General features: G+C 66.0%; 22 protein-coding genes and 1 tRNA gene. 14 read left to right on the top strand and 9 right to left on the bottom strand.

Features of this window, described 5'->3' with window-relative positions:
• Position 1: 1 nt before the first annotated feature.
• Positions 2 to 796, bottom strand: a complete 795-nt coding sequence (locus GRI75_RS14790) for a DUF6152 family protein (RefSeq protein WP_328597984.1) — start codon at positions 794 to 796, stop codon at positions 2 to 4.
• Between the two features lie 799 nt (positions 797 to 1595).
• On the opposite strand from GRI75_RS14790, the gene GRI75_RS12590 reads away from it, so the two are divergent.
• The 3 genes from GRI75_RS12590 to GRI75_RS12600 all read left to right on the top strand — a co-directional run bounded on the left by GRI75_RS12590 (position 1596) and on the right by GRI75_RS12600 (position 4556).
• The gene (locus tag GRI75_RS12590) at positions 1596 to 2669 is read left to right on the top strand and encodes a carbon-nitrogen hydrolase family protein (RefSeq protein ID WP_160747345.1); all 1074 of its coding nucleotides are present in this window, start codon (positions 1596 to 1598) and stop codon (positions 2667 to 2669) included.
• 220 nt (positions 2670 to 2889) lie between these two features.
• Positions 2890 to 4038, top strand: a complete 1149-nt coding sequence (locus GRI75_RS12595; RefSeq protein WP_160747346.1) for a zinc-dependent alcohol dehydrogenase — start codon at positions 2890 to 2892, stop codon at positions 4036 to 4038.
• A 17-nt stretch (positions 4039 to 4055) separates the two neighbouring features.
• The gene (locus tag GRI75_RS12600) at positions 4056 to 4556 is read left to right on the top strand and encodes a hypothetical protein (protein WP_160747347.1); all 501 of its coding nucleotides are present in this window, start codon (positions 4056 to 4058) and stop codon (positions 4554 to 4556) included.
• A gap of 337 nt (positions 4557 to 4893) precedes the next feature.
• Here GRI75_RS12600 and GRI75_RS12605 read toward each other — a convergent pair.
• Positions 4894 to 4983 (bottom strand) — tRNA-Ser (locus tag GRI75_RS12605).
• Positions 4984 to 5168: 185 nt separating this feature from the next.
• Between GRI75_RS12605 and hspQ the strand changes: the two genes are divergently transcribed.
• Complete coding sequence (gene hspQ / locus GRI75_RS12610) at positions 5169 to 5549, top strand: heat shock protein HspQ (protein ID WP_160747348.1); 381 nt, start codon at positions 5169 to 5171, stop codon at positions 5547 to 5549.
• 26 nt (positions 5550 to 5575) lie between these two features.
• On the opposite strand, the gene GRI75_RS12615 is transcribed toward hspQ, so the two are convergent.
• Positions 5576 to 6478 carry an ABC transporter permease gene (locus GRI75_RS12615; RefSeq protein WP_160747349.1) on the bottom strand — a complete coding sequence of 301 codons (903 nt, stop codon included), beginning with the start codon at positions 6476 to 6478 and terminating at the stop codon, positions 5576 to 5578.
• A 104-nt stretch (positions 6479 to 6582) separates the two neighbouring features.
• Between GRI75_RS12615 and GRI75_RS12620 the strand changes: the two genes are divergently transcribed.
• The gene (locus tag GRI75_RS12620; RefSeq protein WP_160747350.1) at positions 6583 to 7293 is read left to right on the top strand and encodes a GcrA family cell cycle regulator; all 711 of its coding nucleotides are present in this window, start codon (positions 6583 to 6585) and stop codon (positions 7291 to 7293) included.
• 18 nt (positions 7294 to 7311) lie between these two features.
• On the opposite strand, the gene GRI75_RS12625 is transcribed toward GRI75_RS12620, so the two are convergent.
• A complete protein-coding gene (locus GRI75_RS12625; protein ID WP_160747351.1) occupies positions 7312 to 8682 on the bottom strand; it encodes an MFS transporter in 1371 nt (456 codons plus the stop codon).
• Between the two features lie 167 nt (positions 8683 to 8849).
• On the opposite strand from GRI75_RS12625, the gene GRI75_RS12630 reads away from it, so the two are divergent.
• A complete protein-coding gene (locus GRI75_RS12630; RefSeq protein WP_160747352.1) occupies positions 8850 to 9452 on the top strand; it encodes an outer membrane protein in 603 nt (200 codons plus the stop codon).
• A 73-nt stretch (positions 9453 to 9525) separates the two neighbouring features.
• On the opposite strand, the gene GRI75_RS12635 is transcribed toward GRI75_RS12630, so the two are convergent.
• Together GRI75_RS12635 and GRI75_RS12640 are read right to left on the bottom strand one after the other, a co-directional pair.
• Positions 9526 to 10476, bottom strand: a complete 951-nt coding sequence (locus GRI75_RS12635) for an SDR family oxidoreductase (RefSeq protein ID WP_160747353.1) — start codon at positions 10474 to 10476, stop codon at positions 9526 to 9528.
• 128 nt (positions 10477 to 10604) lie between these two features.
• On the bottom strand, positions 10605 to 11474 hold the full coding sequence (locus GRI75_RS12640) for an SDR family NAD(P)-dependent oxidoreductase (RefSeq protein ID WP_160747354.1): 870 nt from the start codon (positions 11472 to 11474) through the stop codon (positions 10605 to 10607).
• A gap of 92 nt (positions 11475 to 11566) precedes the next feature.
• Between GRI75_RS12640 and GRI75_RS12645 the strand changes: the two genes are divergently transcribed.
• Positions 11567 to 12088, top strand: a complete 522-nt coding sequence (locus GRI75_RS12645) for a DUF1993 domain-containing protein (protein ID WP_160747355.1) — start codon at positions 11567 to 11569, stop codon at positions 12086 to 12088.
• A 6-nt stretch (positions 12089 to 12094) separates the two neighbouring features.
• Here GRI75_RS12645 and leuC read toward each other — a convergent pair whose 3' ends face one another.
• The 3 genes from leuC to pspF all read right to left on the bottom strand — a co-directional run bounded on the left by leuC (position 12095) and on the right by pspF (position 14989).
• Positions 12095 to 13528: a 3-isopropylmalate dehydratase large subunit gene (gene leuC / locus GRI75_RS12650; RefSeq protein ID WP_160747356.1), complete on the bottom strand. Its 1434-nt coding sequence runs from the start codon at positions 13526 to 13528 to the stop codon at positions 12095 to 12097.
• 83 nt (positions 13529 to 13611) lie between these two features.
• Positions 13612 to 13962, bottom strand: a complete 351-nt coding sequence (locus GRI75_RS12655; RefSeq protein ID WP_160747357.1) for a YbaN family protein — start codon at positions 13960 to 13962, stop codon at positions 13612 to 13614.
• Position 13963: 1 nt separating this feature from the next.
• A complete protein-coding gene (gene pspF, locus GRI75_RS12660; RefSeq protein ID WP_160747358.1) occupies positions 13964 to 14989 on the bottom strand; it encodes a phage shock protein operon transcriptional activator in 1026 nt (341 codons plus the stop codon).
• A 155-nt stretch (positions 14990 to 15144) separates the two neighbouring features.
• Here pspF and GRI75_RS12665 point away from each other — a divergent pair, with 155 nt between their 5' ends.
• The 7 genes from GRI75_RS12665 (at position 15145) to GRI75_RS12695 (ending at position 17738) form a co-directional block, all read left to right on the top strand.
• A complete protein-coding gene (locus tag GRI75_RS12665; protein WP_160747359.1) occupies positions 15145 to 15315 on the top strand; it encodes a hypothetical protein in 171 nt (56 codons plus the stop codon).
• Between the two features lie 134 nt (positions 15316 to 15449).
• Positions 15450 to 16145: a phage shock protein PspA gene (pspA, locus tag GRI75_RS12670; protein WP_160747360.1), complete on the top strand. Its 696-nt coding sequence runs from the start codon at positions 15450 to 15452 to the stop codon at positions 16143 to 16145.
• Positions 16146 to 16148: 3 nt separating this feature from the next.
• Positions 16149 to 16448 carry an envelope stress response membrane protein PspB gene (pspB, locus tag GRI75_RS12675; protein WP_160747361.1) on the top strand — a complete coding sequence of 100 codons (300 nt, stop codon included), beginning with the start codon at positions 16149 to 16151 and terminating at the stop codon, positions 16446 to 16448.
• Positions 16445 to 16819: an envelope stress response membrane protein PspC gene (gene pspC, locus GRI75_RS12680; RefSeq protein WP_160747362.1), complete on the top strand. Its 375-nt coding sequence runs from the start codon at positions 16445 to 16447 to the stop codon at positions 16817 to 16819. Before pspB ends, pspC begins: the two co-directional genes overlap by 4 nt.
• Positions 16820 to 16885: 66 nt before the next feature.
• Positions 16886 to 17146, top strand: coding sequence for a hypothetical protein (locus tag GRI75_RS12685; protein ID WP_407925146.1), 261 nt, complete (start codon positions 16886 to 16888; stop codon positions 17144 to 17146).
• On the top strand, positions 17146 to 17484 hold the full coding sequence (locus GRI75_RS12690) for a hypothetical protein (RefSeq protein ID WP_160747364.1): 339 nt from the start codon (positions 17146 to 17148) through the stop codon (positions 17482 to 17484). The genes GRI75_RS12685 and GRI75_RS12690 overlap by 1 nt, the downstream gene beginning before the upstream one ends.
• Entirely contained in the window at positions 17481 to 17738 is a 258-nt protein-coding gene (locus tag GRI75_RS12695; RefSeq protein WP_160747365.1) for a hypothetical protein, read from the top strand. The genes GRI75_RS12690 and GRI75_RS12695 overlap by 4 nt, the downstream gene beginning before the upstream one ends.
• Positions 17739 to 17743 lie beyond the last annotated feature (5 nt).

Consider the following 17743-nt stretch of genomic DNA (forward strand, 5'->3'; position numbering starts at 1 on the left):
CCTAGACCTTCCCTCCGATCTTCTTGCCATCCGGTGTCGTGACGTCGAGCACCACCCCGCCAGGGTGGCCGTTGCGCAGCGGGTAGATCGTCACCACGACATCGTTGCCGGCTTTGAGCGTCTTGGGTCGCCAGCCTCGCGCATAGAGGTACATCGGAGCGCCCATCTCGAGGCTCCACTCGACGCTCTTGCCCGATCCGTCTTGCGAAACCACTTGGATGTACGCGTGCGGGTTTGTCCACTGGAACTCGCGAACCTTCCCGGAGACCTTAACCTCCCTGGTGTTGTCGAACATCGCCATGCTGTGATGTGCCTGCGCCGCCGGCGCGAGAAGCGCTAGAACGCAAGCAGCTGCCCAACCCGTAGAAAATCTCATACATCCTCTCCGCGCCCTGTTTGGGTCTGGAGGGATGATGACACCTAAGGACTGCCTCGTCATCATCTGAGATGGAGCTGTCGACATCGCGAACGAGACGCCAACAGCCACATCGCCCCGGAACCGTTGTGGGCGCGGGAACTCCGCTCCAACACTGGGCGGAGCCTGCCTATCACTCGTGGACTGAGCCTGCATCCATGTGGCGAAGTGAATGATCACGTGCCACTGACCCTCTGGGGGCATGACTGGTCGGGCTGGTTGAGCGGGTCTCCAGGCGGTTCCACTGTGGTGTGCCGTTCGCATCCAGAGCTGATGGTCAGCGAAATTGCCGAGCCGTGGCCGTGGAAAGGCGCCCAGACTCGCGCTGGTTAACGGAGCAACCCTTGCGGAATGTTCCGTGTATGTTCTAGCCCGCCTCATGGTCAGATATCGCCTCGAGTCACTCTCTGACGTTGCTCGGCATGGCTACTGGGTAAAGCTGATCTGCGAGTGCGGCCACACAGCTCGGGTGGATCCGTTGAAGCTGCTTGAACGGCTAGCGCGTGCGAGAGCAAGCACCCGGCTCGATCGGCTTAATGAGCGCCTCAAGTGTCAGGAATGTGGGAGCAGAAACTTCAACACCGAACACTGTAGTGGTCCGGAGATCTGGTCCCGCTAACAATCGGAGCTCGAGAAGGCTATTTCGCTAGTTCGTCCTCGCTGGCGTACTTCCCGTTGATCTCCGGTGTGTCGATGGCGGTGAACCCGATCTTCTCGCCGGCGAGCCAGAGTGTGTCACCATTCACAACGCAGTTGCGGCAAACCTCAAGCCCCGAGCGGCTCCCTTGAGACTACTGCAGCTGCGGGATCAGAGAAGTTGAGTAAGCTGTTAGCGCCTGTCGCGGGCAAAACTCCGGCAGCCAAGCCGCCGGCTTCCGCTTTGTCAGCTTTGTGCGAAGGTCGAACTGCCTGGGGCCGCAGAGCCATGCTCTCATGGCAGCGCAGGAATTGCGCATCCGACAGTCATGCTTTCGCTACGGTGGAGTAGAGCCCAGCCGAGTTGGCCTGCCGGACATCCACCACCGCGTCAGCACCGATGGCCGCTCGCTCATCTTTCGTCCTGACGAGCCTCGGAAGATCGTGGTCTCCTGCGTTGCGCGTCGCGCTACTTCGGCCCAGAATTGACGCGTGCCGCGATCAACGCGGCTACCAACAACATTGCTGACTGGGAGAGTCGAAGATGGGCGATCAGTTTCCGAAGGTGAAAGTAGCAGCTGTCCATGCAGCATCGCCCTTTTTGGATCGCGAAGCCGGTGTGGAAAAGACCTGTGCCCTCATCGCCGAAGCCGCAGCTGGTGGAGCCGAACTGATCGTTTTCCCGGAGACGTTCATTCCGGGTTATCCTGTGTGGATATGGACCCACACCCCTGCCCAGGGCTCTGCGTTTTTCATCCGATTGTATGCCAACAGTATCGTGGTGCCGAGCGAAGCAACTGATCGGATCGGGGCCGCGGCCCGAAAGGCCAGCGCGTGGGTGGCGGTCGGCATCTCAGAGCGGGACGGCGGAACGCTCTACAATACGTTGCTTTACTTCGACGATTCCGGCCGCATCGTAGGCAAGCACCGAAAGCTGGTACCTACATGCGTTGAGCGGACGGTGTGGGGCCGTGGGGACGGTTCAGGCCTCAAACTGATCGAGACACCCTTTGGCAAACTGGGTGGGCTGATCTGCTGGGAGCACTCCATGGATCTCGCCCGCTACGCTCTGACCAGCCAAGGCGAGCAGATCCATATCGCCGCCTGGCCAGCCGGTTCCGCAGTGACCCACGACCCAAGTTCCGGAGTGTTCGACGATTTGACCGAGGCCGCTGCACGGCATCACGCGGCAGCGGGCCAGTGCTTCGTCATCAACGTTCAATCGTGCCTCGATGCCGCAACCGTCAAGGATCTCGGCTTCGAAGGGCGGCCGGAAATGGTCCGCGAAGGAGGCGGTTGGACCGCCATCATTGCCCCCACGGGGCAGATCCTTGCCGGCCCCAACCGTGATGATGAAGCCATCCTTCACGCGGAGCTAGATCTCTCGCTGATAGCGCACTTCAAGTACGTCTCGGACGCGGCTGGTCACTACGCCAGGCCAGACGTTCTGCAATTGCTTGTCAACTTCGAGCCGCAGCCGATCATGACGCCCCATTTCGCGGCGGACTTGAGCTCGCACGATATCCAGGGGGCTGGCGCTGGTGAGAAGCGCTCCGAGATCGATCCCCCACACAGCGAGCACCGATCCGGAACGAGAAAACGAGAAACAGCGCCTTGAACGCCCGCTCAAGCCGAGGGGCTGCCGCACCGCTTCTGGCGTAACCGGCCAGTCAGGAATGAGCTCAAGTTCTAGGGGTGTTGAAAAAACGGCCGCTCCAGCCGGCGGTGCGCTCTTCGATATCGAGCTGCCGAACTGTCGCGGCCGAGCAGTGCGTTCCGGCCGTGGGAACGAAGCGTGCTTCCTCCGGTTCACTTTGGATCCGAGGAGAGGAAGCTCCATGCTGGCGATGGATTACCGCGGACCCTACAGAGTGCGGCTGGAGGAAAAACCGATGCCGCGGATCGAGCATCCGCAAGACGCGATCGTACGGGTCACGCGCTCGTGCATCTGCGGATCCGACCTTCACCTCTATCACGGGATGGTTCCGGACACGCGCGTCGGAAGCACGTTCGGGCACGAGTTCACCGGGGTCGTGGAGGAACTCGGCCCCGAAGTGTCGAACCTGCAGGTCGGTGACCACGTCCTCGTGCCGTTCAACATCGCCTGCGGGCAGTGCCACTTCTGCAAGCAGAGCCTGTTCGGCAACTGCCACGAGGTCAATCCGCACGCCACTGCGGTGGGCGGGATCTACGGCTATTCGCACACCGCCGGCGGCTACCAGGGCGGACAGGCCGAATATGTGCGCGTGCCTTACGCGGACGTCGGCCCGATGGTGTTTCCGGACTGGATGGATCCGGACGACGCGGTGCTGCTGACCGACGTGGTTCCCACCGGCTACCAGGCGGCCGAGATGGGAGGGATCCAGAAGGGCGATACCGTCGTCGTGTTCGGGGCCGGCCCGGTCGGCATCATGGCCGCGCGCTGCGCCTGGCTGTTTGGCGCGGGCCGGGTCATCGTCATCGATCACTTCGACTACCGGCTCGAGTTTGTGAAGGCTTACGCGCCGGCCGAAGTGTACAATTTCAAGGAGCTCGACGATGTCGTGACGTTCCTGAAGCACACCACCGACGGCCTGGGCGCCGACGTGGTGATCGACGCCGTCGGCGGGGACGCCAAGGGCAACGCGCTGCACACCCTGTTCGGGAACAAGCTCAAGCTCGAAGCCGGCAGTGCGATCGCGCTGCACTGGGCGATCAACTCGGCCAAGAAGGGCGGCATCGTCTCCATCGTCGGGGTCTATGGGCCGACCGGGAATATGGTGCCCATCGGCAATGTCTTGAACAAAGGGCTTACCATCCGCGCCAACCAGGCGTCGGTTGCCCGCCTGCTGCCCAGGTTGATCGAGCACGTCCGCGCGGGTCACATCGACCCGAAGGCGCTGATTACGCACAGGGTGCCGCTGGAGGACGTCGCGGATGCCTATCACATCTTTGCGGCGAAGCTCGATGGATGCATCAAGCCCGTTCTCGTGCCGGGGGGCGCCTGATGCCGAAGAGGAACGCCATGTCCGAAGCGAGGACCGCCCGCACCCCCGTCGACACGTCGAAGATCGCCGGGTGGGGAGTCGATGCCGATCCGGAGAACGATCCGACCTATCCATACCGCGACCGCAGCCGCGACCACGGGCTGTCGACCGACTGGCAGCGGCCGACCCAGCAGCGCTCCGATGTCGAGGTGCTGCAGTCGATCGAATACAAGCACTTCCCGGCCGTTTACGGCACCACCGTGCCGCCTCGCGGCGTCAGCGGCGCGATCCGCCGAGCCGCTTTCAGGTGGAGCGAATCCCACTGGCTGCATTGGCTGATGCTGATGGGCGCGGACCGGGTGAACGTCGTGGAAGGCCTGGTGGAGGATCTCGCCCGGGGCAAAGTGCCCAACGTCCCCGCGGAAATGGGCGCCCGCGCTGAATGGGAGCACAACCGCCAAGGCTTTCTGACGAAAGCGGCCGTGTTCGCCGGTGTGTCCGCTGGCGTAGTCCTTCTGTTTCGCCGAAGTAAAGGCTAGCGATGAAGGCGGCTCGAGAAGCCCCTCTGGCAGCCCCATGTCCGCCGGGCGCCCGGTTGGCGGACGCATCGGTCCAAAAGCCATCGCGGCTAGCTGCTGACCTCGATCAACTGTACTCCCGTCTCTCGGAATTCGCCCACCACGGTGTCGCCGGTCGTCTGGCGGGCCGAGATGAGGAGCCTTCAGCGGCGAGAGCACGCACAGGCCAAACCGCCAGCGACAATCGAGTCGTACTCAGCCGAGCATCGCCGCCGGTCTGGAGATGTGGGGGTGAGTGTGGGGCTCGCTGACAGGCCAGGGAATAATCCCCGGAAATACAGTGCCTTAGGGAAAGTAATGGCGGAGAGGGTGGGATTCGAACCCACGGTACCCGTGAGGGCACAACGGTTTTCGAGACCGTCCCGTTCGACCACTCCGGCACCTCTCCGCGGCGCGCGTTGGACGCGCATCGGCGTCCGGTCGGCTGGGCGCGGCGGTTAGCGGAAGCGCCGCGGCTTGCCAAGCCCATCGTCGGCCTTTTTGTGGCGTCCCGGGCGGCAATGGCGAAGATCGCTGTGCATTGCGCCGGGGGGAACCTTGTTTCGCCTCTTCGGTAATCTATATCCTGTGCCTATGGACCGCTCCCACTTCTACTCGCCGCAAGCCGGCCGCCGGATCGAAGCTCCGCGCCATGCCGAGGCGCGCTTCGGCATCGGCGACGTCGTCCGCCACAAGCTGTTCGACTTCCGCGGGGTGGTGTTCGACGTCGATCCGGTCTTCGCCAACAGCGAAGACTGGTACGAAGCCATCCCCAAGGAACTGCGGCCGCGGCGCGATCAGCCGTTCTACCACCTGCTCGCCGAGAACGAGGATTCGTCCTACGTTGCCTATGTCAGCCAGCAGAACCTGCTCGAAGACAGCGAAGGGGGGCCGATCGGCCATCCGAGCGTGGACGAGCTGTTCGACGATTTCGCGGACGGCCGCTACCGCCTGCGCCGCAGCCTGACTCACTGAGGTTCGCGTCCACCGCGAACGGGGAATCAGCTCTTCAGCTTCCAGCCGCTCTTGAGAATGCGGTAAGTCAGCACGCCGAGCACCAGGTTGAGCATGCCGACGCCTACGGCGGCGCCGATCACCGCTTCGTTGGTGTTGCCGATGTCGCTCTGCCCGAGGAAGCCGAAGCGGAAGCCGCTGATCATGTAGAAGAACGGGTTCGCCCGGCTGATCGTCTGAAACAGCGGCGAAAGGTTGCTGATCACGTAGAACGTGCCCGAAAGCAGAGCCAGCGGGGTCACGACGAAGTTGGTCACGGCCGCGTTGTGATCGAACTTCTCGCCCCACAGGCTGGTCAGCAGGCCGATCAGCGACAGGAACGTGGATCCCATCAGGCCGAACCAGACGATCGCCCAAGGGTGCGCGGCCTGCATGTCGACGCCAGGCCAGAGCGCCATTGCCAGGGCCAGCGCACCGCCGACCATGACTGCGCGGGTGATCGCCGCGGCGATGATGCCGATCATCAGCTCGGCCTCGCTCAGCGGCGGCATCAGCAGGTCGATGATCGTGCCCTGGATCTTTCCGGCCAGCAGCGAGAAGCTGGAATTGGCGAAGGCGTTCTGCATCATGCCCATCATGATCAGCCCGGGCGCCACGAACGTGGCGAAGTTGACGCCCAGCACCTCGCGCCCGCCGCGGCCCATCGCCACGGAGAAAATCACCAGAAACAGCAGGGTGGTGACCGCCGGAGCCCAGATCGTTTGCGTCTGGACCTTGAGAAAACGGCGGACCTCCTTAATATAGAGACTCCACAGCCCTATCCGGTTGATCCCGGTGATGAGCGGCTGCCCCTTGGGCGCAAACCGGCGTCGCGTGTTCCTGCTTGTTTCGCCAGGTCCCGGCGTGTTCCCGGGCCCGGCAGGCAGCGTGGGTTGGGCTTGATCGGCCATGGGGCGCCGACTATCGGCTGCGCCGCATGCTGGCAAGCGCTGCCAGGCATCGCGCGCGGCTGTTGGGCTACGTTTTGCGATTATTGTAAGGTAACGGATACTCGATGAGCTGGACCGAAGAACGCATCGCCACACTGACCAAGATGTGGGAGGGCGGAGCGACCGCGAGCCAGATCGCCGACGAGCTCGGCGGCGTCTCGCGCAATGCGGTGATCGGCAAGGCCCATCGCCTGGGGCTGAAGTCGCGCCCTTCGCCGGTGAAGGCCAACGAAGTCAAGGACACCGCCAAGAAGGAGGCGGCGGCGCCGCCGATCAAGGCCAAGCCCCGGCCCAAGGCTCCCACGCCCACCCCCGCTCCCTCCAGCACTGAGGCGCAAGAAAGCCCTGCAGCCGCCGCTCCGGCTCCGGCATCCGCGCCCGTGGCGCGGCCCGCCGGCGAAACGCCGAGCCAGCCGCTGCCCGAGCCGCGCGCGGGAATGCCCAAGATCGTGTCCGTCGGTCCCGGCGGATTCCTTCGCCAGGGCCCCGGCGACCAGCAGGCGCCGATCCCGCCGGCTCCGCCGCGCCGCCTGGTCCCGGCCCGGCCGAGCCCGGAGATCGCCGACAAGACAAGCCTGCTCGATCTCAACGATCGCGTGTGCCGCTGGCCGATGGGCCACCCGGGGGAGCCCGACTTCCATTTCTGCGGCGAGAAGGTGAACCCCGGCTTCCCGTACTGCGTCGAGCACTGCGGGCGGGCCTATCAGGCGCAGCTTCCGCGCGGCGCCCGCCGTCCCCCGCCGCCGCTGCCGTTCGGCGGCCCGCGGGTCCGCTAAGGCAGAGAAACCCGAGGCTTAGGAAAGCCCGCTGCCTGCAAGGGCAGCGGGCTTTTTCGTGACCCGCGCCGGCGGAACGTGCCGGTCGACGACGAAAGCCGCCGCGGAGATCAGCAGAGCGCTGAGGCAGAGCACGGCGAAGAACGGCACCAAGCTCCCCTCGCCGAGGTCGATCAGCGCCCCGCCCAGCCCGCTCGCGGCGATCGCGCCGACCCGGCCGACGAAAATGCCGAAGCCGATCCCGGCGGAGCGGCACGACGACGGGTAGCCATACGTCATGATCGCATAGAAACTCGCGATCCCGGCGCTGAAGATCGCAGCCGAGAGCCCGATCAGCGCCACGACCATGTAGCGGTAGCTCTCGCCGGGAACCGCAGGCATTGCCTCCAGTGCGTAGGCCAGCACCAGCAGCGTCAAGAACAAGCTCGCGCTGACGCCGCCGACCACGACGCGCGAACCGAAGCGCTGGACCAGCAGGCCGGCGGCGATGGAGGACGCGATCGAGGTCAGCCCCGCGACCGACACGGCGTAGGACGCCTGCTCGAACGTGAAGCCCTGGGCGGTGAGGAACGTGGTCGACCAGTTGAGGATCCCGTAGGCCACCAGGGTGCCGGCCGCGAAGGCAATGCCGATCCCCAGATTGAGCCGCCGGTTGCTGGCGTCGAACACGCCGACGGCGGCCCCGCCGCGGTCGCTGTGGTGCCGGTCCGGCGCCAGCTCCACATCGCCGCTCAGCACCTTGCCGGCAGCGCGGCGGGCCTCGTCCGGCTTGCCGCGGGCCATCAGGTACGAAGGGCTGTCACGCAGCAGCGCCAGGATGAGGAACACCACCAGGAAGGTGCCGGCCCCGATCGCCACGAACGACCCGCGCCAGCCGAATGCGTCCACCAGCGTGGGGGCGAGCGAGGCCACCACGAGCCCGCCGGCCGGCGTGCCGACCGAAAGCGTGGTCACCCCGACCGAACGCCACCTCTCGGGCAGCCATTCGCCGGCCAGGGTTATCGCATTGGCATAAGCCGATCCGAAGCCCAGCCCGCCGACAAGCCGCCAGGCGGCCATGTCCCACACGCCTTCGGACCAGCTCGCGCCGATCGTGGCGAGGGAGAACACGACCGTCGCCAGCGCCAGGGACCAGCGGCGGCCGATCGTGTCGCCGAGCCATCCCCCGCCCCACGAGCCGAAGCCGAAGCCTACCAAAGCGGCGCTCATCGCGATGCCGAACGTGCCGCGGTCGACGCCGAAGTCCTCGATCACCTTGGGCGCGACGATGCCCAGCAGCTGCGCGTCCATTCCGTCGCAGATCAGCACCAGCAGGCAGATCGCGAACGTCGCCACCGAGAACGCCTTGAGCGGTTCGCGCGAAATCGCCTCGTTGAAACTCATTGTCATGGGTCGAATCCCCTCTCCGCCGCCGATCCTTCCTGTTCCGGCCGAAAAAGGCCAGCGCCTTCTCTCCCGTTCCGGGCACGCACCGTCGCGCGGTTCATCCCAGCGCAAGCCGTCAGGGCCGAACGCGCCGCACGGGGGTTACAAATGATAGGACAGAAGGAATGGCAATGAAGAAAATCATCGCACTGACCGCACTCGCCGCCGGCTTGGCTTCCAGCCCGGCCCTGGCGCAGAGCAGCGCACCGGGCGGGCTCTATGTGGGCGTCCTGGGCGGCTATGAGGGTCTGGATGTCGAATCCGCCGATGGTTCTGTCACCGCCGACGCCGATTCCGCAGTCTACGGGATCAACGGCGGATACGATCTCAGCCTTGGCAGCGCCTTTGTCGGCGTCGAGGGCGAACTGTCGACCAGCGACGGTTCCACCCAGTTTCCCGACAGCTTCTCCGGCGCCCGCGACGGCCTCGAATCCGGCGGCCAGTACTACGTCGGCGCCCGCGCCGGCGTGGCGCTGACGCCGGGCATCGCTGCTTACGGCAAGGTCGGCTACACGGCGCTCGACACCAAGGCCTTCACCTCTTCCGGTTCGCTCGACGAACTGGAGGACAACGCCGGCGGCCTGCGCTTCGGCGGCGGCCTGCAGGTCCAGCTGCCCGGACCGCTCGAGGGCCGGGTCGAATACCGCCGCTCGCGCTACAAGGACGTCAATGACGGCACTTACGGCAATGCGACGACCGACCAGGTCGTAGCCGGCGTAGGCGTTCGCTTCTAAGACGCTACGGCAGCGGGGCCGCTCCGCAAGGGGCGGCCCCGCTCATGCCCGGCAATCGCCGGGCCTTGCTACCTCACTGCCCGCCGGCGGGGCTGCGCGAGCCGAGGTCCAGCTTCATGTCCTCGGCGGTTTCCTGCGGCACCGGGCGGTTGCCGGGAGCCATGAGATTGCGGACCATCTCGGCCCGCATGCTCTCGAACTTGACGCGGCCGGGCGTCGGCTCGTCGGAGGGGAACGCCTCCTCGATCTCGCGGTGGCGCTGCTTCACCTCTTCCAGGAACTCCCGGTTGGTGAAGATGTAGAAGCGGTTTTCCTTGATCGCCGCGACGACCGCCTTGCCGGTATCGAGCGGGTCTATCGCACCGCGCATCGCATCCCACAGGTCCTTCAGGAACTGCGGAGCGCCCTCTTCCCGGATGTTCTCCGGATCGTCCTCCGGCAGCGGCACGAGCGCCGTGCGCGTGGCGCCGGGGAACAGGCAGGAGACGCCGATGCCCTTGGGCGCGAGCTGCATCCGCAGGCTCTCCGAGAACCCGCGCACCGCGTACTTGGCCGTCGAATAGGCCGCCAGGCCCGGCAGCGGGACGACGCCGGCCATCGAGCTGGTGTTGACCACGTGGCCGCCCTCCCCCTGCGCGCGGATGATCGGCACGATGATCTTGGTTCCGTTGACCACGCCGCCGAGGTTGACCGACAGCGCCCGGTCCCAGTCGTCGAAGTCCTCGCTCGCCGCGGTGCCGCCGCCGTTCACCCCGGCGTTGTTGCACAGCACGTGGATCTTGCCGAAGACCTCCAGGGTCTCGGCGGCGGCTGCGCGCAGCGAGTCCCGGTCGGCGACGTTGGTCTTGATGAAGTGCGCGGCGTTGTTCCCCGCGAGCTGCTCCCTGGCGCCGGCGATGTGCGCATCGTTCCAGTCGGCCAGCGCGACCTTCATCCCTTCCGCCAGGAATGCGCGCGCCATGCCCAGGCCGATGCCGCTGGCACCCCCGGTGATGAAAGCGACTCTTCCGGTAAGGTCCTGCATGTTGTTTCTCCCATTCTCAAACAATCCTCCCCCTTTGGGGGAGGGTGGCAGCCGCGGAGCGACTGACGGAGGGGGGCCGCCCCCTCCACCACCCTTCGGGTGGTCCCCCTCCCCGTCCCGGGGAGGGTTTAGTCCTCGCGAAACTGCCCGAAGTCGGGCGCTTCTTCCTGCGTATCCGGCGTCGCGGCGAGCACCGCTTCCGCCCGGGCGCGCATCCCGTCTTTGTAGTAGCCGTGGGTCACGATGTAGGTCGTGTCCGCGAGGATGCCGTCGGCCACCAGGCGCCCAACCTGCTCCGCTTCCATCCAGTTTTCGCCGACGATCCGCCGGGCGAGCTTCTGCTCGGTCGCCTTGAAGCCGCTCGCCTCGCGCAGGTGATCGGGGCGGTTCTGGTGCGTTTCGTGGATACGGCTCTTTACCGGGCCGGGCAGCAGGATCGACACGCCGATGCCGTGCTCCGCCAGTTCCGCCTTGGCCGCTTCGCAGAAATGACACACCGCCGCCTTGCTCGCCGCGTAGATCGCCAGGTGCGGCGGCATGACCACTTCCGAGGCCAGGCTCGCAGTCGAAACGATGTGCCCTCCGCGGCCGTGCGCGACCATCTGTGGCAGGAACTCGGTGAAGCCGTTGATCACGCCGCCAAGGTTCACCCCGAACCCGAAGTCGTAGTCGGCATACGTCGCTTCGAGCAGCGGCCCTTCAAGCCCGACGCCGGCATTGTTCACCAAGATGTCGATGCCGCCGAACTCGTCCTGCATCCGCCGCGCAGCCTCGCGGTATTTCTCACGATTCGTGACATCGAGCTGCAGCGCGCTGACCGCGTTCGACCTGCCGTTCCCGGCGAATTCGGCCAGGGCATCCTCGATGTGGTCCTGCCGAAGATCGGCCAGGACCACTTGGGCGCCGCGCTCCACCAGCACCTTGGCGATACCCAGCCCTATGCCGCTGGCCCCGCCGGTGACGAACGCGATTTTCCCTTCGAAGCTGCTGATCGGCATGTGTTCTCCCAATGCTGTTTCGAAGAGGTTTGGCAGAGGTACCCGCGCCCGTCTATGGGCCCGGTGACACGTCATCCAAGGGAGACCACGACATGCCGATTTCGCTTCACTCCGCCACCATCCCCAGCTTCCTCCAGATCCTCGGCGCCGGCCGCGGTTGGCTCGACAAGGCCGAGACCTGCGGCATCGCCGAAACGGAGCTGCTGGAGGCGCGGCTGATCGACGACATGCTGCCGTTCGCTTACCAGATGAAGGCAATGGCCAACCACAGCCAGGGCGCGATCGAGGGCCTTCGCGCCGGCGTGTTCACGCCCAAGTTCGGCGAGCCCCTGCCCACTTCGATCGCCGAGCTGCGCTCGAAGATCGACGGTGCCATCGCATTCCTTGAGGGCGTGACCGAGGACGAGCTGGAATCGTTCGTCGGCCGCGACATGCGCTTCGAGATCGGTGAGAAGAAGCTGCCGTTCACCGCGGAAGACTTCCTGCTGACCTTCAGCCAGCCGAACTTCTACTTCCACGCGACGACCGCCTACGGCGTGCTGCGCGCCAAGGGCGTGCAGGTCGGCAAGCTGGATTACCTCGGCGCCCTGCGCATCAAGGCGCCGACTGCCTGAGGCCGATCAGCCGGTGAGCTCGCGGACGTCCGTGAGCTTGCCGGTGACCGCCGCCGCGGCGGCCATCGCCGGGCTGACGAGGTGCGTGCGCGCGCCGGGGCCCTGGCGGCCGACGAAGTTGCGGTTCGAGGTGGAAGCGCAGCGCTCCCCCGCCGGCACTTTGTCCGGGTTCATGCCGAGGCACGCCGAACAGCCGGGCTCGCGCCACTCGAGGCCGGCTTCTGTGAAGATCCGGTCGAGCCCTTCTTCCTCGGCCTGGGCCTTCACCAGGCCCGAGCCGGGGACGACGATCGCCCACTTCACGTTGTCCGCCTTCTTGCGGCCCTTCAGCACCGCGGCCGCGGCCCGCAGATCCTCGATCCGGCTGTTGGTGCACGAGCCGATGAAGACGTTCTGCACTTCGACCTGGTCCATGCGCTGGCCGGGTTCGAGGCCCATGTAGTCCAGGCTGGCCCGGGCGGCTTTCTGCTTGGACGGATCGGCGAAGCTTTCGGGCGCGGGCACGGTGCCGCCGATGGCGACCGTGTCTTCCGGGCTGGTGCCCCAAGTCACGGTCGGCTCGACGTCGGCCGCGTCGATCCGCACCGACTTGTCGAACGTGGCGCCCTCGTCGGTCTTCAGCGTGCGCCAGTAGGCGACCGCCTTGTCCCATTCCTCGCCCTTGGGCGCGAGCGGACGGCCCTTGAGGTAGGCGAACGTCGTCTCGTCGGGGGCGATGATGCCCGCGCGGGCGCCGCCTTCGATGCTCATGTTGCACACCGTCAGGCGGCTCTCGACGCTCATCCGCTCGAACACTTCGCCGCGGTACTCGATCACGTGAGCGGTGCCGCCGGCCGTGCCGATCGTCCCGATGATGTGCAGGATCAGGTCCTTGGAGGTGATCCCGGGGCCGAGCTCGCCATCGACGACGATCTCCATCGTCTTGGACTTGCGCAGTTGCAGCGTCTGGGTGGCGAGCACGTGCTCGACTTCGCTGGTGCCGATGCCGAAGGCCAGCGCGCCGATGCCGCCGTGGGCCGCCGTATGGCTGTCCCCGCAGACGATCGTCGTGCCCGGCAGGGAGAACCCCTGCTCCGGCCCGACGACGTGGACGATGCCCTGTTCCCGGGCGGTGGCGCCGAAGTATCGCACGCCGAACGCAGGGGCATTCCGCTCGAGCGCTTCGAGCTGCTGGCGGCTTTCGGCATCGGCGATGGGAATGCGGTTTCCGTCGGCATCTATGCGGGCGGTCGTCGGAACGTTGTGGTCGGGAACCGCCAGAGTCAGTTCCGGCCTTCGGACCTTGCGCCCGTTCAGCCGCAGCGCCTCGAACGCTTGCGGGCTGGTCACTTCGTGAACCAGGTGGCGGTCGATGAACAGCAGGCAAGTGCCGTCGTCGCGCCGTTCGATCACGTGCGCGTCCCAGATCTTTTCGTAGAGGGTGCGGGGTTTTCCGGTCATGGCGAGGAGATGGCGCGAGCGCGCGGCCAAGGCAAGGCAGGCCTATCTTGGGCCGACCAAAGCCTGGGTTGCCGGTGCGATGCTCAATCGGGCCGGGACCAGATCCAGGCGGCGGCGATGGTGAGCGGGACGAGCGGCAGTGCGGCCCAGGGCCATGGGAGAGTCAGCAGGGCGAGCGCGGCGCTGCCGGTCATTGCAACGGTGGCCGCCCACTTGGCCTTGCGCGAGATCGCGCCCCGTTCGCGCCAGTTGCGGATCGGCGGGCCCCAACGGGGATGCTGAAGCAGGCGCGCCTCCCACTGGGGGTTGCTGCGGGCGAAGCAGAACGCCGCCAGGATCAGGAACGGCACTGTCGGCAGGACCGGCAGGACCGCCCCCACCGCCCCCAGCGCCACGCTGGCGATGCCGGCGGCGAGGAACAGCTGCCGCCGCATGCTACTCCTGATCCGCCAGCCCGTGCTTGCGGATGCAGTGCCGCAACTGGTCGTAGGTCAGGCCGAGCGCCTTGGCGGTCTGCCGCTGGTTCCATCGGTTGCGCCCGAGGTGGTGCTCGACGATGGCCCGCTCGTGCGCTTCCACCGCCGCGCGCAAGTCGGCGATGCTGTCGTAATCCGGAGCGCGCTGCGGTGGCGGGGTATCCGGGCGATCGCCCTCGTCGCTTTTCGGGCGCCGCTCCCCGACCGGCTTCCAGGGACTGTCGAACGGATCGAACTGGACGTGTCCGATCGGCTCCTCCCAGCTATCCCAGCGATAGACCGCGCGCTCGATGACGTTGCGCAGCTCCCTGACATTGCCCGGCCAGTGATGCTCTTCGATCTGCCGCGCAACATGTTCCGCGAAACCCGGCCAGTGCTCCCAGCCGATCTCCGCCGCCATGCGACGCCCGAAGTAGTCCGCCAGCACCGGGATGTCGCCCTCGCGCACGCGCAGTGGCGGCAGGGTGATCACCTCGAAGCTCAGCCGGTCGAGCAGGTCGGGGCGAAAGCGGCCCTCCTCCGCCAGGCGCGGCAGATCCTCGTTGGTCGCGCCGACGATCCGCACGTCCACCTGGACCGGGCGCGAGGATCCAATGCGGGTGACTTCGCCATATTCGACGGCGCGCAGCAGGCGCTCCTGCGCACCCATCGACAAAGTAGCCAGTTCGTCGAGGAACAGCGTACCCCGGTCGGCTTCCTCGAACCTCCCGGCGCGCGCTTTGGTAGCTCCGGTGAACGCGCCGGCCTCGTGCCCGAACAGCTCGGCTTCGATCAGCGTTTCGGGAAGCGCCGCGCAGTTGAGGGTGACGAGCGGCTCGTCCCAGCGGGGAGACAGGCGGTGAAGGCGTTCGGCGATCAGTTCCTTGCCCGTCCCGCGCTCGCCGATCACCAGCACCGGCCGGCGCATCGGGGCGGCGCGGCTCGCCCGCTCTACCGCGTCGAGGAAGGCCCCGGACTGGCCAATGAACTGATTGCCCCGTTCCACGCCCGATGTTTAGCGCAAATTCCCAACAACTGGCAACATTTGCCATGTGCCTGTCGGTCCGAGACCCGTATAACTGCTGGAAATCCGCCGGTTTTGCGAACTGGCATGCCCCTTGCTGATAGGTGAACATAAGGTTTGGATCAGGAGGAAACCCGATGTTCGATCGCCACTTCTTCGCCAGCAAGCTCGGAGCATCCGCGCTGGTAAGCGTGGCCATGATGCTCGCTTTCAACGCCTACGCGCTGAGCACTCAGCTCGGCGGGGCCGCCGGAGCGAGCACCGCTGGCGCTTCGTCCGTCGGCATTGCGCTGGTCGTGCTGGCATGAGCGGCGAGGCGGACGATCCCCTCGGTTCCCGCCGGCGCGGGCGGTCGGCCGCAAGCCGGATCGATCTCGAGATCGAACGGCTGCGGACGAGCCCGACCCCTACTCGTAATTCCCTTTCTGCCGGAGGCGTCTGGATGGGTATCTTCTCGCGTACCCGCGATATCATCGCGGCCAACTTCAACGAGCTTCTCGAGCAGGCGGACGATCCGTCCAAGATGATCCGCATGATCATCATGGAGATGGAGGAAACCCTGGTGGAAGTCCGCGCCAGCGCGGCGCGCACCATCGCCGACCAGAAGGAGATGCATCGCCACACGGTGAAGCTGGACAAGCTCCAGGCGGACTGGGGCGAGAAGGCGCAGCTGGCGCTGTCCAAGGACCGCGAGGATCTCGCCCGCGCGGCGCTGATGGAGAAGAAGAAGGCCGCCGATATGGCCGATCAGCTCAAGCAGGAAATCGCCGTGCTCGACGATGCCCTGCGCGCCTACGAGCAGGACATCGCCAAGCTGCAGAACCGCCTGCGGGAAGCGCGCAGCCGGCAGAGCCAGATCGCCGCGCGGCTGGAAAGCGCCGAGAACCGGGTCAAGCTGCGCAGCCTGATGACCAGCGACCGGGTGGACGATGCGCTGGCCCGCTTCGACCAGCTCGAACGCCGGGTCGACTATGCGGAAGGCCGCGCCGACGCGCTGTCGATCGCCGAAGGGAACGAGAAGGCGAGCCTGGCCGACGAGATTGCCGCTCTCGAAGGAGCGGACAAGATCGACGCCGAACTCGAGGAAATGAAGCGCGCGCTCGGCAAGGGTGCGACGGCCGACAGGCAGGAGGACTGATCCGTGGACTTCGAAGCAATCATCATCGTGGCGGTGCTTTTCATCGGCCTCCCATGGGTCATCATGCACTACATCACCAAGTGGAAGACGGCTGCGACCATCACCAGCGACGACGAGGTCTTGCTGGAAGAGCTCTACCAGCTCGCCAAGCGGCTCGACGAGCGGATGGACACGGTCGAGCGGCTCGTCGCCAGCGACAATCCCGAGTTCCGCCCGGCCCGGCTCCAGGCCGACCGCGAAATCGACAACCAGCCGCTGCGCGAGCTCGACCGCATGCTCGCCGAGAAGGGAGGCCGCAAGTGACCAGCGAACGCACCAGGCTCTACCGCGACAAGCAGAACGCCAAGCTGATGGGCGTCTGCGCCGGGATCGCCGACTACACGGGGATCGACGCGATCTGGATCCGGCTTGGCGCCGTGGTCCTGACGCTCAGCACGGGCTTCGGCATTCCGCTCTACTTCATCGCCGGGATCCTGCTGAACAAGAAGCCGGAGCACCTCTACGTCGACGCGCAGGAGCAGAGGTATTGGCAGCGCGTCCGCCAGTCGCCACAGCGCACGGCCCGGGAGATCCGCGCCCGGTTTCGCGACATCGACCGCCGCCTGGCGGAAGTCGAAAGCCACTATGTCAGCAGCAACCCGCGCCTTTCGGCAGAGATCGAACGGCTGCGCTGAGCGGCGCCGGACTGGAGGACTGAGATGATGGACCTTGGGATTCTGATACCGCTTGCGCCGTTCCTGATGGTGATCGGTATCGTTTGGGTAAAAAGCCAGGCCAAGCTCGAGGAAAAACGCATCGCCGTGACAGCGGAGAACAGCGCGGAGAAGGCGGCGCAATATGCCAGCCGCATCACCGAACTGGAGGACCGCATCCAGGTCCTCGAACGCATCGTGACCGACCGCGGCTACGACGTCGCCCTGCAGATCGAGGCGCTGCGCGACCAGCGCCAGGTCGAAGCCCGGCTCGAGCCGGCCAAGGCGACCAGCGAGGAGTTGAACTGATGGAGCCGCAAGTTCTGCTCGAGTACCTGCCCTGGCTGATCGGCGGCGGTTTCGTTGTGGCGATGGCCGGCACCTGGGGCTGGGTCCACACGACCAAGCTCAAGATCAAGCACGGCTATCCGCTGGAAGGTATGTGGGGCCAGGCCTTGCGGCCGAGCACCGATGCCGAGGCGAAGGAGCGGATCAAGCTGCTGACCCAGGAGAACGCGCAGCTACGGGCCGAGATCGGATCGCTGCAGGACCGCATGGCCAACGTCGAGCGGATCGTCACCGACAGCGGCTATCACATCGGACACGAGATCGAGCGCCTGCGCGACCAAGGGGAGAAAGTGCAATGAGCTTCTGGACCGCCATCGTCGTTATCGTGGCGATCCTGGCCGTGGCGGAAGTGCTCAAGGCGAAGCACCGCGCCCGGCACGGGAGCGTGGCGGACGGTTCCGAGCACCAACCCCTGGCGCAGCGTGAAGACCCGGCCCTCAAGCGCGAGGTCGAGGAACTGCGCGAGCGGGTGAAAGTGCTCGAGCGCATCGCCACCGACGGGCGCGACACGCGCCTGCTGTCGGACGAGATCGAGAAGCTTCGGGACAAGTGACTTCG

The sequence above is a fragment of the Croceibacterium soli genome (assembly GCF_009828065.1).
GTDB classification, from domain to species: Bacteria; Pseudomonadota; Alphaproteobacteria; order Sphingomonadales; family Sphingomonadaceae; genus Croceibacterium_B; species Croceibacterium_B soli.